Below are 12,189 nucleotides of genomic sequence, written 5' to 3'. Positions count from 1 at the left end.
ATAGTCAGAGTGACCATAAAAGAGGAGGGCGGCGTGACGCTCGCGGACATACTCGATCCTTTGCAGCAGCCCCTGGTGACGGTCCTGGACACCCCGGTCAGCTGGACCGAGGTGCTGGGCTTCGGCAGTGGCGCGCTGTGCGTCTGGCTCGTGGCCCGCCAGCATCTCGCCAACTGGCCGATCGGCATCGCCAACAACCTGTTCTTCATTGTGCTGTTCGCCCAGTCCGGTCTGTACGCCGACGCCGGCCTGCAGATCGTCTTCATCTCCCTCGCCGCGTACGGCTGGTGGACCTGGACCCACGGGGGTGGACCAGGGACATCCGTCCTGCCGGTGCGGAGCACCACCCGCACCGAGTGGACCTGGCTGTTCGCGGCGGGGGCGGCGGGGACCCTCGGCCTCACCCTGCTGCTGTCCCGGGCCACGGACTCGACCGTGCCGTTCTGGGACGCCCTGACCACCTCCCTGTCGCTCATGGCGACGTACGGGCAGTGCCGCAAGCGGGTCGAGTCCTGGTGGCTGTGGATCGCCGCCGACGTGGTCTACATCCCGCTGTACGCGTACAAGGAGCTCTACCTCACCTCCCTGCTGTACGTCGGATTCCTCACGCTCTGCCTCATCGGGCTGCGCAGCTGGAGCCGGGACCTGGCCTCCGGCCGGCGCGAGGACACGGTGGTGCCCGTATGAAGCGCCACGGGCACGGACTGGTCCTCGGCAAGTTCTATCCGCCGCACGCCGGCCATCACCACCTCGTCCGCACCGCACGGGACCGTTGCGAGCGGCTCACCGTCCTGGTCTGCGCCGCCTCGGTCGAATCCGTGCCGCTCGCCGACCGGGTCGCCTGGATGCGTGAGGCGCACCCCGACGCCCGGGTGGTGGGAACCGTCGACGACATCCCCGTGGACATCACCGACCCGGCGGTCTGGGACGCCCACATGGAGGTGTTCACCGGCGCGGTTCCCGAACGGGTCGACGCCGTCTTCACCTCCGAGGCGTACGGCGGGGAACTGGCCCGCCGCTTCGGCGCGGAATCCGTCCTCGTCGACCCGGGCCGCACCCTCTTCCCCGTCTCGGGCACCGCGGTCCGCGCCGACCCCGTCAGCTGCTGGGACTACCTGGAGCCGCCCGTGCGGGCCGCGCTCGCGCGCCGGGTCGTCGTCCTCGGCGCCGAGTCCACCGGCACCACCACCCTGGCCCTGGCACTCGCCGATCACTACCGCCGGCGCGGCGGTGCGTGGGCGGGGACGCGGTACGTCGCCGAGTACGGGCGGGAGTTCAGCGAGGCCAAGCTCGCCGCCCTGCGCGAGCGGTGGCCGGACGCCCGGTGGGAGGACGTCTCCTTCACCACGGACGACTTCCCCCTCATCGCCGAGACGCAGAACGCCAGGGAGGACGCCGCCGCGCGTGCGGGTTCACCGGTGCTCATCTGCGACACCGACTCCTTCGCCACCACCGTCTGGCACGAGCGCTACATCGGCGGGCGCAACCCGCTCGTCGAGAAGACCGCCGACCGGGTCACCCACCACCTCTGGCTGCTCACCGGCCACGAGGGTGTCGCGTTCGAGGACGACGGACTGCGCGACGGCGAGGAGCTGCGGCCCTGGATGACGGACCGCTTCCGTGCCGAACTCACCCGTACCGGAAGGCCGTTCATCGAGATCACCGGGGACCGCGGCGAACGCCTCGAAGCGGCGGTCACCGCCGTGGACGAGCTCCTCGCCACGGGCTGGCACTTCACCGCACCCCTGCCGGAGCGGCGATGAGCACCGCACCCGAGGGGTACGACCCCCACGCCTTCTTCCCGTTCGCCGTCACCGTCGACCTCGCCGTCTTCACGGTCCGCGAAGCACGGCTCCATGTACTGCTCGTGGAGCGAGGCGAGGCCCCCTACAAGGGGCGGTGGGCGCTCCCCGGCGGCTTCGTCCTGCCCCGGGAGTCCGCCGAGGAGGCGGCCCGCCGCGAGCTCGCCGAGGAGACCGGCCTCACGAAGAAGTCCGTGTGCGCCTTCCACCTCGAACAGCTGCGCACCTACAGCGATCCGGACCGCGACCCCAGGATGAGGGTCGTCTCCGTCGCGTACGCCGCACTCGTGCCCGACCTCCCCGAACCGCGGGGCGGCGGGGACGCCGCCCACGCCCAGTGGTGGGACGCGGGAATCACCGGGCCGCTCGCCTTCGACCACGACCGCATCCTGGCCGACGCGCACGACCGGATCGGCGCCAGGCTCGAATACTCCTGCCTGGCCACCGCGTTCTGCCCCGCCGAGTTCACTCTCGGGGAGCTCCAAGGGGTCTACGAGACCGTCTGGGGCGTCGAGCTCGACCGGCCCAACTTCCGGCGCAAGGTCCTCACCACGCCCGGCTTCGTCCAGGCCGTGGACGGACCGCCGCGCCGCACCGGCGGACGGGGAAAACCGGCCGCTCTCTACCGGGCGGGTGCCGCTACCGCCCTGCACCCTCCACTGCTGCGCCCGGAAGGACGCCCTGAAGGACGGACATCATGATCCCGACACGGATTCTCACCAAGCAGGCGGCCACAGGCACGCTGACCGGGCTCGCGCTCGGCGACGCCCTGGGCTTCCCCACCGAGTTCAACGACGTCCCCGCGATCCTCGCGAAGTGCGGGCCCTGGCGCGAGATGCGGCTCCCGGAGCCCGCGTTCGTCACGGACGACACCCAGATGACCCTCGCCCTGGGACGCGGCATCCGGACCGCCATGGACCAGGGGCTGCTCACCCCGGAGCGGATGGTCGGCCCGGTCCGGCAGGAGTTCGTGCGCTGGAACCGCTCACCCGACAACAACCGCGCTCCAGGCCGCACCTGCCTGGAGGCGTGTGCGCTGCTGGAGGGCGACCGGATCTGGCAGGAGGCCAGCCGGACCGGCTCCAAGGGCTGCGGCGCCAACATGCGCGTCGCGCCCGTCGGCCTCGTGCCCGGCCTCAGCGACGAACAGCGTGCCGGTGCGGCCCAGCTCCAGGCCGCCCTCACGCACGGCCACCCCACCGCCCTCGCGGCCTCCGACCTGACGGCCCGCGCGGTGTACCTCCTCGCCCAGGGGGCCGAACCGCTCGGCCTGGTGGGCCAGCTGCGCTCCTACGCGTACGAGAACCGGGGCCGCTACCTGAACCGGTGGCTCGGTGACCTGTGGCGGTACACGCATGACGCCTCGCCCGAGGCGTTCATCAGCCGGGGCTGGGACGAGTGCCTGGCCGTGCTGGGACACGTCCAGGACGCCCTGCGCCGGCCGTCGCCGGAGACCGACCCGTGCGAGCGGACCGGAGACGGCTGGATCGCCGAGGAGGCACTCGCCACCGCCCTGCACTGCTTCCTGCTCTTCCCCGAGGACCCGTTGACCGCCCTGCGCCGGGCCGCCTGCACCCGGGGCGACTCCGACTCCATCGCCTGTCTCACGGGCGCGTTCGCCGGAGCGCACCTGGGGGCGGGAGCCTGGCCCAAGGAGTGGTCGGAACGCATCGAGTACCGCAGCGACCTGCTGTCGCTGGCCGCGCTCTGGGACGCTTGACCGATGCACGGCGACACGACGCTCCTGCGACGGGCCGGGCTGCCGGTCACCGACCTGGCCCCGGTACTCGGACAGGAGCCCTGCCCGCTCCTGTTCGCCACGGTCTCGGGTGCCCCTCTGTACGGCTTTCCCTCGCGGGACTCGGACGTGGACCTGCGGGGGGTCCACGTCCTGCCCGCGGAGGATCTCGTAGGGCTCCGGACGCCCCGCTGGTGGTGCACACCACGGCGCTCCACGCCGAACTGGTGGAGCTGGCACCGGCGGTGGTGACCCGCAACCATGCCCACCAAACCGGGGCTTCGCCGGTACGCAGTGGCGGCTGTACGAGAGGACCGGAGAGCTGAAGCCGCTTCTCTACACGTTCCGCGCACTGCTCACCGGCATCCATCTGATGCGCACCGGCACCCTGGTGGCGCATCTGCCGGCCCTGCTGGGCGAGGTGAGCGCGCCGGCCTACCTGCCCGCGCTGATCGAGGCGAAGGCGGAGGCCGAGCACGGGGCGGCGCACCTGGCCGACGGCCCCGCCGTCGTACAGGACGTCGAGGCCCTGCACGCGGTGCTCGACGAGGCGCAGACCGCGTCACGGCTCGCCGAGGCGCCCTCGGGCTTCGACGCCCTGCACGATCTCGTCGTCCGCGTGCGGCTGGGGGAGACCGTTTCGTCGTGACGCCCCGGCGGCCGCCCTCTCACCCGCGTTCGCGCAGGTGGGAGCGGCGGCCGTCCCGGTCGAAGATGCCGAGGACCTCGGCCGGGCCGCCGACGGCGCCCAGCGCGTGCGGGAGCATCGTGGTGAACTCCGCCGCCTGCCCCTGCTCCACCCGTAGCCGCCGTTCCCCCAGCAGCAGCAAGGCCGTGCCGGACAGCACCGTGAACCACTCCCGGCCGGGGTGCGCCTTGAGCGCCGAGGGGCCTTCGGCGGGCGGGCCGGTCAGCCGAATCCGGGCCACGGTGACGCCGGGCTGGCCGCGCAGCGCCCACTGGGTCAGGCCTCGCGCCAGATCGAGGGTGGGGTTCGTGACCACGTCGTCGGCGTCCGTCTCGACGAGCTGGTCGAGCGAGGTGCCCAGCGCCCGGGCGATCACGGTGAGCTGGTCGAGCGCGATCCTTCGGTGGCCGGTCTCGATCCGGCTGAGCGTGGAAGGGCTGAGGTGGCAGCGGGCGGCGAGGTCGTCGAGCGACCAGCTGTGCGCGGCACGCAGGGCCCGGATCCGTTTGCGTACGAGGCCGTCCAGACCACTTCCTTCTTGCGTCATGGGCAAGAGAGTATGCGCTGCGCGCAAATCTTCGTAGGCTCGGTCGCATGACATCCTCCGCTTCTCACACGCACCACCATGGCCCCGGCCACCACCACGAGCACGGCCATGGACAGGCGGACACCGGCCAGGACGACGCTCTCGCCGTCGTGCTCGATCTCGACGCCGAGATCTTCGCCCCCTACCTCACCGCGGTGACCAGCCGGGTCGCCGAGCTGGCCGGGGACGGCGTCAGGCACGTCGTCGACCTCGGGTCGGGCACCGGGACCGGCACGTTCGCCCTGCTGGAACGCTTCCCCCACGCCCGTGTGACCGCAGTCGACAGCTCTGCCGCCATGCTCGCCCGGCTCGTCGAGGCGGCCGGGGCGAAGGGCCTGGGCGACCGGGTGCGCACCCTGGAGACGGACGCGGGTGCCGGGCTCGCCGGCATCACGGACGCCGACCTCGTCTGGGCCTCGGCCTCCCTGCACCACGTGGACGACCCGGCAGCCGCCCTCGACGGGGTCCGTGCCGCGCTGCGCCCCGGCGGACTGGTGGCCGTCGCCGAGCTGGACGGGATGCCGCGTTTCCTCCCGGACGACGCCGTGGCCGGCCGCCCCGGCCTGGAGGCGAGGTGCCGCGACGTGCTGGAGGGCCTCCACGCCGAGCAGATGCCGCACCTGGGCGCCGACTGGGGAGCCATGCTGGCCGAGGCCGGCCTCCTCGTCGAGGACGAGCGCACGGAGCGGCTGGAGCTGCGCGCCCCGCTGCCCGCCGGCGTCGGCCGGTACGCCCACGTCGTGCTCGACCGCATCCGTGGCGCCCTCGACGGCCGGGCCGACCCCGCGGACCTCGCCGCGCTCGGCACCCTGGTCGACGGAGGCCCGGCGGACGTGCGCCACCGGGACGACCTCGTCGTCCGCTCGACACGCCGGCTCTGGGTCGCCCGCCGCCCGGCGGACACCGCCCGAGGGCCGGCTGAGGGCTAGCCCTCCGCCGACGCCCGCCGGGTCCGGATCAGGAAGGCCTCCACGCGTTCCCGGTCGGGCTCCGGCGGCAGCGGGGAGCGGGCGGCCGCCTCGTCGTTCTCCTCGGCCAGGCGCCTCATGCGGCGCTCCACCTCGGCCCACGGGACCTCGCCCCGCCTCACCGCCAGCAGATCCTCGCGCGCCTCCCCGACCTCGATCCGCAGCTCGCCCGTCCGCAGCAGGTCCCGGCAGGAGGCCAGCAGCCGCAGCAGATGCATGGCGTGCTTCCAGCGCGGAGCGCCGTGCGCACGGACATCGGCCTCCAGCTTCCGCCGCTGGCCCAGCGCGTAGCGCACGAACGTTCCGTGGGCCTGCCGGGACAGGAAGGCCCCGCGCAGGCCGAGGAGTTCGCGGCCCGTGGCGTCGACCCGCTCCACGAGCGGGGAGTGCAGACACTCCAGCACATTGGGGTTCGCCCGCAGCGCCAGCTCGCAGAAGCGCTCCAGCTCCCAGGAGAACTGCTCGTCGGCCGGGCCCTCGACGTGGCTGGGGGGCTTCCTGAAGCCCCAGAACAGCGGGGTGGGTGCCAGGAAGACCCCGCGGCGGTCCGTGTCGCTGCCGTCGGTGGCCAGCCCGAAGGCGCGGGAGCCCATCACACAGGAGTAGACGGTGTGCTCCCGGACGAGCCGCGCGCCGTCGGCGGGATCGGGCGCCGCGTCGGGCGACGTTCCTGCGGGAGTGCTGACGGGGTGCACCGTGACTTCTCCATGGGGACGGGCCCTCGCCGCTGCGACGGACGGGGCCGCGAGGGCCTGGCGGCATGACGGCATGACGGCCGATCCTACGTCCGGCGTCGGCGCTGCCCCGGGCCGAGCGCTCGAACGCCGCGCCCCCTACGCGAGCCGGATTCTGTCGCCCTCGACGGTGATCCGCTCGGCGGGCAGCGGACGCGTCGCCGGGCCCCGCTCGACGGCTCCGTCCGTGATGCTGAACCGGCTGCCGTGGCAGGCGCAGTCGATGGTTCCGTCGGCGACCGAGGAGACGATGCAGCCCGCGTGCGTGCACACCGCGGAGAAGGCCTTGAACCGGCCGGCCGCCGGCTGGGTCACCACGATCCTGCGGTCCTCGAAGATCGTGCCGCCGCCGGCCGGGATGTCCGCGGTCCTGGCCAGCTCGGCATCCCCGGAGGCCGGTGGGGAGCTCTCCTCACCCCCGCCACCGCCGGACGAACCGCAGCCCGTCACCAGTGCGGCTGCTCCCGCCGTCAGGACCGTCCTTCGCCGTGCGTTCATGGCTCTCCTCGGGGTCGACCGGTGTGTGTCCGGTGACGGCATCGTGACCCCGCCCGGCGCCCGGGCCCCACGACCCGCCGGTACGTGCGCCCGACCGGGTGCCCCGGGAGGGCCGGACACACCTCCGCGTCTCACGGACAGAGCACCGTGACCGGCGGCGCCGCCGCACCTCTAGGCTGAAAGGGCACGCAGCACGAGGCGACGAGGGGTACGACGTGGCGGTACGAGCAGTCCGTGGAGCCGTCCAGCTGGACCGGGACGAAGCCGGTCACATGGACGAGCGGGTGAGTGAACTCCTCACCGCGGTCCTGGAACGCAATCAGCTCGTCGCCGACGACCTGATCAGCGTCTGGTTCACCGCCACCCCCGATCTGCACAGCGATTTCCCGGCCGCCGCGGCCCGAGGCCTCGGTATCGTCGACGTACCGCTGATCTGCGCCCAGGAGCTCGACATCACCGGGGCCATGCCCCGCGTGGTGCGCATCATGGCCCATGTGGAGACGTATCTCTCCAAGTCCGAGATCAGCCACGTCTACCTCGGCGCCACCGGCGCCCTCCGCAAGGACATCGCCCAGTGAGAACCGCCCTCGTCATCGGAACCGGACTGGTCGGCACCTCCGCCGCCCTCGCCCTCGCGGGGCGCGGCGTCCAGGTGCACCTCGTCGACCGCGACCCGTCCTCCGCACGGACCGCCGCCGCGCTCGGCGCCGGCACGGACGAGGCGCCGGAGGGCCCCGTCGACCTGGCGATCATCGCCGTGCCGCCCGCCCACACCGCGTCCGTGCTGGCCACGGCCATGCGGGACGGGATCGCGCGCGCCTACCTCGACGTCGCCAGCGTCAAGGGCGGCCCGCGCCGTGAGCTGGAGGCGCTCGGCGTGGACCTCACGCCGTACATCGGCACGCACCCCATGGCCGGCAAGGAGCGCTCCGGGCCTCTCGCGGCGACCGCCGACCTCTTCGAAGGACGCCCCTGGGTCCTCACACCGACCCGGGAGACGGACACCGAGGTCCTCAACCTCGCCCTGGAACTGGTCGCGCTCTGCCGGGCCGTCCCGGTCGTCATGGACGCCGACGCCCACGACCGCGCGGTCGCCCTGGTCTCCCACACCCCGCAGCTGATCTCGTCGATGGTCGCCGCCCGGCTGGAGGAGGCCGACGAGACCGCCGTACGCCTGTGCGGCCAGGGGATCAGGGACGTCACCCGCATCGCGGCCTCCGACCCCCGGATGTGGGTGGAGATCCTCTCCGCCAACCCCGGCCCGGTCGCCGACGTGCTGGCGGGCGTCGCCACCGACCTGGACGAGACGGTACGGGCGCTGCGCGGTCTGCAGTCCGCCGACGAGGACGAGCGCCGCACCGGCACCGAGGGCATCGAGGACGTCCTGCGGCGCGGCAACGCGGGCCGGGTCAGGGTCCCCGGCAAGCACGGGGCGGCCCCGGCCTCGTACGAGATCGTCGCCGTGCTCATCAGCGACCGGCCGGGCGAGCTGGCATCGATCTTCGCCGACGCGGGGCGGGCCGGCGTCAACATCGAGGACGTCCGTATCGAGCACGCCACCGGCCAGCAGGCCGGACTGGTCCAGCTGATGGTCGAGCCGAGCGCCGCACCCGCGCTGAGCGCGGCCCTCAGCGAACGGGGCTGGTCGATCCGCCCGTAAGGGCCTTCGTCACGGAAGGCCGGGCGGGCCCGGGAGCGGGCCCCGGAGACAGGGGTGCAAAGGCGCTTCGCGCACTCGGTAACCTTGGGGGAGGCCGTCCCGTGGCCCCGCTCCGCCCGCCCCCGTGTACCAGGAAGGTGTCCACCACCGTGGAAACCGTAAGCGCCGCCGCCCGGACCGCCCCGGCCGCAGTGATCGTCGCCATCGACGGCCCCTCCGGCACCGGCAAGTCGAGCACCTCCAAGGCCGTCGCCGCCCAGCTCGGCCTGAGCTACCTGGACACCGGCGCGCAGTACCGGGCGATCACGTGGTGGATGCTGAACAACGGCATCGACGTGCAGAACCCGGCCGAGATCGCCACGGCCGCCGCCAAGCCGGTCATCGTCTCCGGCACGGACCCGTCCGCCCCGACGATCACCGTCGACGGCGAGGACGCCTCGGGCCCCATCCGCACCCAGGAGGTCACCTCCAAGGTCAGCGCCGTCAGCGCCGTGCCCGAGGTACGCGCCCTGATCACCGAGCTGCAGCGCTCGATCGCCAAGGAGGCCGAGCGCGGCATCGTCGTCGAGGGCCGTGACATCGGCACCACCGTGCTGCCCGACGCCGACATCAAGATCTTCCTGACCGCCTCCCCGGAGGCGCGCGCCGCGCGCCGCAGCGGTGAGGTCAAGGGGTCCGACCTGGCCGCCACCCGGGAGGCGCTGATCAAGCGGGACGCCGCCGACTCCGGCCGCAAGACCTCGCCGCTGGCCAAGGCCGGTGACGCCGTCGAGGTGGACACCACCGACCTGACCCTCGGGCAGGTCATCGAGTGCGTCGTCACCCTCGTCGGGGAGAAGCAGGCCGCGAAGTGACCGAAGCCATCACCGCGCCGACGCTGCGCGGAGCGGCCGTCGGGCGAGGGATCGGCATCGGGCTCATGTACGGGCTGTTCAGGCCCCGTGTCCTCGGAGCATGGCGCGTCCCCACCACGGGACCCGTCATACTCGCGGTGAACCACGCGCACAATCTCGACGGACCGATGCTGATGGGCACCGCGCCCCGGCCCGTCCACTTCCTGATCAAGAAGGAGGCGTTCGTCGGCCCCCTCGACCCGTTCCTCCGCGGAATCGGGCAGCTGAAGGTGGACCGTACGACCGTCGACCGCAACGCCATCACGCAGGCGCTCGGCGTGCTGGACGACGGCGGGGTCCTGGGGATCTTCCCCGAGGGCACCAGGGGCGAGGGCGACTTCGCCTCCCTGCGAGCGGGGCTCGCGTACTTCGCGGTGCGCGGCGGGGCGCCGATCGTCCCCGTCGCGGTCCTGGGAAGCACGGAGCGCCGCGGACGGTTGATATCAGCACTGCCTCCGCTGCGCAGCAGGGTCGACGTCGTCTTCGGCGACGCCTTCCAGGCAGGTGACGGCAGCGGCCGGCGTACGAGGAAGGCGCTGGACGAGGCGACTCTCCGGATCCAGGGAGAGCTGACCGCGCACCTGGAGAACGCCAGGCGCCTCACCGGGCGCTCGGTCAAGACGTGAGTAGTGGGCCGCGCGATCGCGGCCCATCGATGATGATGCAAAGAGGAACGGACTTCATGAACGACCAGATTCACTCCGGCGGCTCGGACCACGAGCACGGAGCACTTGGCGATGCCGAGTACGCGGAGTTCATGGAGCTCGCCGCGCAGGAGGGGTTCGACCCCGAGGAGGTCGAGGGCGCGATCGGTGCGGCCGGTCACGGACCGCTTCCCGTGCTCGCCGTCGTCGGCCGCCCGAATGTCGGCAAGTCGACCCTGGTGAACCGGATCATCGGCCGCCGCGAGGCCGTCGTCCAGGACAAGCCCGGCGTGACCCGTGACCGCGTCAGCTACGAGGCCGAGTGGGCCGGGCGCCGCTTCAAGGTCGTCGACACCGGTGGCTGGGAGCAGGACGTCCTCGGTCTCGACGCCTCCGTCGCCGCCCAGGCCGAGTACGCGATCTCGACGGCCGACGCGGTCGTCTTCGTCGTCGACGCGACGGTCGGCGCGACCGACACCGACGAGGCCGTCGTCAGGCTGCTGCGCAAGGCCAAGAAGCCCGTCGTCCTCTGCGCCAACAAGGTCGACGGACAGAGCGGCGAGGCCGACGCCACCGCGCTCTGGTCGCTCGGCCTCGGCGAGCCGCACCCGGTCTCCTCCCTGCACGGCCGCGGCACCGGAGACATGCTGGACGCCGTCCTGGAAGCGCTGCCCGAGGCCCCGGCCCAGACCTTCGGCACCGCGCTCGGCGGCCCCCGCCGCATCGCGCTCATCGGCCGCCCGAACGTCGGCAAGTCCTCGCTGCTGAACAAGGTCGCCAACGAGGACCGCGTCGTCGTCAACGAGCTCGCCGGCACCACCCGCGACCCGGTCGACGAGCTGATCGAGCTCGGCGGCATCACCTGGAAGTTCATCGACACGGCCGGCATCCGCCGCAAGGTCCACCTCCAGGAGGGCGCGGACTACTACGCCTCGCTGCGTACCGCGGCCGCCGTGGAGAAGGCCGAGGTCGCCGTCATCCTGATCGACTCGAGCGAGTCCATCAGCGTCCAGGACCAGCGGATCGTCACCATGGCCGTGGAAGCGGGCCGTGCGATCGTGATCGCCTTCAACAAGTGGGACACCCTCGACGAGGAGCGCCGCTACTACCTGGAGCGCGAGATCGAGACGGAGCTCGCGCAGGTCGCCTGGGCCCCGCGCGTCAACGTCTCGGCCGTCACCGGCCGGCACATGGAGAAGCTGGTCCCGGCGATCGAGACCGCGATCGAGGGCTGGGAGACCCGGATTCCCACCGGCAGGCTCAACGCCTTCCTCGGTGAGATCGTCGCTTCCCACCCGCACCCGGTACGCGGCGGCAAGCAGCCCCGCATCCTCTTCGGCACCCAGGCGGGCACGAAGCCGCCGCGGTTCGTCCTCTTCTCGTCCGGCTTCCTGGAGCACGGTTACCGCCGCTTCGTCGAGCGCCGCCTGCGCGAGGAATTCGGCTTCGCGGGCACGCCGCTGCACATCTCGGTGCGGGTGCGCGAGAAGCGCGGCCGCAAGAAGTGAGCTGAGGATCATGACGAAGCCCCCTGGGCCCCACGTGGGGCCCAGGGGGCTTCGCCATATCCGTCAGGCGTCCGTCGACCCGGGCGGCAGCGCCGCGGGCCGGGCACGCCCGGCATGCCGTCCCACCCGCTGCCAGGAACCGGGGTTGCCCCCGCCGCCCGCGCTGTGGCTGCCCTGGGCGTTCGCCGCCGTACGGCCGCTCAGCGGTGCACGGCTGCCGAACGTCCCGATGCCGAACGTTCTGAAGCCGAGATTCTCCTCACCGGTGCGATCCCCGGGAAGCGCCCGGAACGATCGCCTGTACTCGGAGTACAGCGCGTCGTAGATCGGGGTGGGGGACTTACCGCCCGAGGGGTCCTGCGACGGGCGCATGGCCGGAATCGGGGTCTGCTGCTGGCGAGGAGGGTCGTATGAGTGCACGTAGGTGCCAACGACCTCACCGTCCGTCGGATGCGGGCCTGACGGAGAAA

Annotated in this window: 14 protein-coding genes and 1 pseudogene; 11 read left to right on the top strand and 4 right to left on the bottom strand. The window is 72.6% G+C overall.

Going from position 1 to position 12,189, the window contains the following annotated elements:
• Nucleotides 1-33 precede the first annotated feature (33 nt).
• From pnuC to ACIBCU_RS28690, 5 genes and pseudogenes are all read left to right on the top strand, one after another.
• Nucleotides 34-687 (top strand): nicotinamide riboside transporter PnuC, encoded by a 654-nt coding sequence (gene pnuC / locus ACIBCU_RS28710; RefSeq protein WP_362931928.1) that lies wholly within the window; start codon nt 34-36, stop codon nt 685-687.
• On the top strand, nt 684-1,763 hold the full coding sequence (locus tag ACIBCU_RS28705) for an AAA family ATPase (RefSeq protein WP_399234950.1): 1,080 nt from the start codon (nt 684-686) through the stop codon (nt 1,761-1,763). Before pnuC ends, ACIBCU_RS28705 begins: the two co-directional genes overlap by 4 nt.
• Entirely contained in the window at nt 1,760-2,503 is a 744-nt protein-coding gene (locus ACIBCU_RS28700) for an NUDIX domain-containing protein (RefSeq protein WP_362931924.1), read from the top strand. Before ACIBCU_RS28705 ends, ACIBCU_RS28700 begins: the two co-directional genes overlap by 4 nt.
• Nucleotides 2,500-3,522 carry an ADP-ribosylglycohydrolase family protein gene (locus ACIBCU_RS28695; protein ID WP_362931922.1) on the top strand — a complete coding sequence of 341 codons (1,023 nt, stop codon included), beginning with the start codon at nt 2,500-2,502 and terminating at the stop codon, nt 3,520-3,522. The genes ACIBCU_RS28700 and ACIBCU_RS28695 overlap by 4 nt, the downstream gene beginning before the upstream one ends.
• Nucleotides 3,523-3,525: 3 nt before the next feature.
• Nucleotides 3,526-4,189 (top strand): annotated as a pseudogene (locus ACIBCU_RS28690) (DNA polymerase beta superfamily protein).
• Nucleotides 4,190-4,208: 19 nt separating this feature from the next.
• On the opposite strand, the gene ACIBCU_RS28685 reads toward ACIBCU_RS28690, so the two are convergent.
• On the bottom strand, nt 4,209-4,775 hold the full coding sequence (locus tag ACIBCU_RS28685) for a helix-turn-helix domain-containing protein (protein ID WP_104790128.1): 567 nt from the start codon (nt 4,773-4,775) through the stop codon (nt 4,209-4,211).
• Between the two features lie 47 nt (nt 4,776-4,822).
• Here ACIBCU_RS28685 and ACIBCU_RS28680 point away from each other — a divergent pair, with 47 nt between their 5' ends.
• Nucleotides 4,823-5,743, top strand: a complete 921-nt coding sequence (locus ACIBCU_RS28680) for a class I SAM-dependent methyltransferase (protein WP_362931920.1) — start codon at nt 4,823-4,825, stop codon at nt 5,741-5,743.
• Here the strand turns inward: ACIBCU_RS28680 and ACIBCU_RS28675 are convergent.
• Nucleotides 5,740-6,477, bottom strand: a complete 738-nt coding sequence (locus ACIBCU_RS28675) for a DNA polymerase beta superfamily protein (protein WP_399234946.1) — start codon at nt 6,475-6,477, stop codon at nt 5,740-5,742. The genes ACIBCU_RS28680 and ACIBCU_RS28675 overlap by 4 nt on opposite strands.
• Before the next feature lie 138 nt (nt 6,478-6,615).
• Nucleotides 6,616-7,014 carry a Rieske (2Fe-2S) protein gene (locus ACIBCU_RS28670; protein WP_399234944.1) on the bottom strand — a complete coding sequence of 133 codons (399 nt, stop codon included), beginning with the start codon at nt 7,012-7,014 and terminating at the stop codon, nt 6,616-6,618.
• A gap of 215 nt (nt 7,015-7,229) precedes the next feature.
• Between ACIBCU_RS28670 and aroH the strand changes: the two genes are divergently transcribed.
• From aroH to der, 5 genes are all read left to right on the top strand, one after another.
• Entirely contained in the window at nt 7,230-7,592 is a 363-nt protein-coding gene (gene aroH / locus ACIBCU_RS28665; protein ID WP_104790132.1) for a chorismate mutase, read from the top strand.
• A complete protein-coding gene (locus ACIBCU_RS28660) occupies nt 7,589-8,674 on the top strand; it encodes a prephenate dehydrogenase (protein ID WP_362931916.1) in 1,086 nt (361 codons plus the stop codon). Before aroH ends, ACIBCU_RS28660 begins: the two co-directional genes overlap by 4 nt.
• 137 nt (nt 8,675-8,811) lie before the next feature.
• Nucleotides 8,812-9,528, top strand: coding sequence for a (d)CMP kinase (cmk, locus tag ACIBCU_RS28655; RefSeq protein WP_356716239.1), 717 nt, complete (start codon nt 8,812-8,814; stop codon nt 9,526-9,528).
• Nucleotides 9,529-9,593: 65 nt separating this feature from the next.
• On the top strand, nt 9,594-10,193 hold the full coding sequence (locus tag ACIBCU_RS28650; RefSeq protein WP_399234993.1) for a lysophospholipid acyltransferase family protein: 600 nt from the start codon (nt 9,594-9,596) through the stop codon (nt 10,191-10,193).
• Between the two features lie 56 nt (nt 10,194-10,249).
• The gene (gene der, locus ACIBCU_RS28645; protein ID WP_362931911.1) at nt 10,250-11,719 is read left to right on the top strand and encodes a ribosome biogenesis GTPase Der; all 1,470 of its coding nucleotides are present in this window, start codon (nt 10,250-10,252) and stop codon (nt 11,717-11,719) included.
• 63 nt (nt 11,720-11,782) lie between these two features.
• Here der and ACIBCU_RS28640 read toward each other — a convergent pair whose 3' ends face one another.
• On the bottom strand, nt 11,783-12,091 hold the full coding sequence (locus ACIBCU_RS28640; protein ID WP_362931909.1) for a hypothetical protein: 309 nt from the start codon (nt 12,089-12,091) through the stop codon (nt 11,783-11,785).
• Between the last annotated feature and the right edge of the window lie 98 nt (nt 12,092-12,189).

It is taken from the genome of Streptomyces sp. NPDC051064 (genome assembly GCF_044455985.1).
Taxonomy (GTDB): Bacteria; Actinomycetota; Actinomycetes; order Streptomycetales; family Streptomycetaceae; genus Streptomyces.
This window is presented reverse-complemented; position numbering and strand designations above follow the sequence as displayed.

Coding starts and splice junctions, on each gene's coding strand:
- ACIBCU_RS28705 (WP_399234950.1), top strand. CDS start 684: ATGAAGCGCCACGGGCACGGACTGGTCCTCGGCAAGTTCTATCCGCCG.
- ACIBCU_RS28700 (WP_362931924.1), top strand. CDS start 1,760: ATGAGCACCGCACCCGAGGGGTACGACCCCCACGCCTTCTTCCCGTTC.
- ACIBCU_RS28695 (WP_362931922.1), top strand. CDS start 2,500: ATGATCCCGACACGGATTCTCACCAAGCAGGCGGCCACAGGCACGCTG.
- ACIBCU_RS28685 (WP_104790128.1), bottom strand. CDS start 4,775: ATGACGCAAGAAGGAAGTGGTCTGGACGGCCTCGTACGCAAACGGATC.
- ACIBCU_RS28680 (WP_362931920.1), top strand. CDS start 4,823: ATGACATCCTCCGCTTCTCACACGCACCACCATGGCCCCGGCCACCAC.
- ACIBCU_RS28670 (WP_399234944.1), bottom strand. CDS start 7,014: ATGAACGCACGGCGAAGGACGGTCCTGACGGCGGGAGCAGCCGCACTG.
- ACIBCU_RS28650 (WP_399234993.1), top strand. CDS start 9,594: ATGTACGGGCTGTTCAGGCCCCGTGTCCTCGGAGCATGGCGCGTCCCC.
- der (WP_362931911.1), top strand. CDS start 10,250: ATGAACGACCAGATTCACTCCGGCGGCTCGGACCACGAGCACGGAGCA.
- ACIBCU_RS28640 (WP_362931909.1), bottom strand. CDS start 12,091: ATGCGCCCGTCGCAGGACCCCTCGGGCGGTAAGTCCCCCACCCCGATC.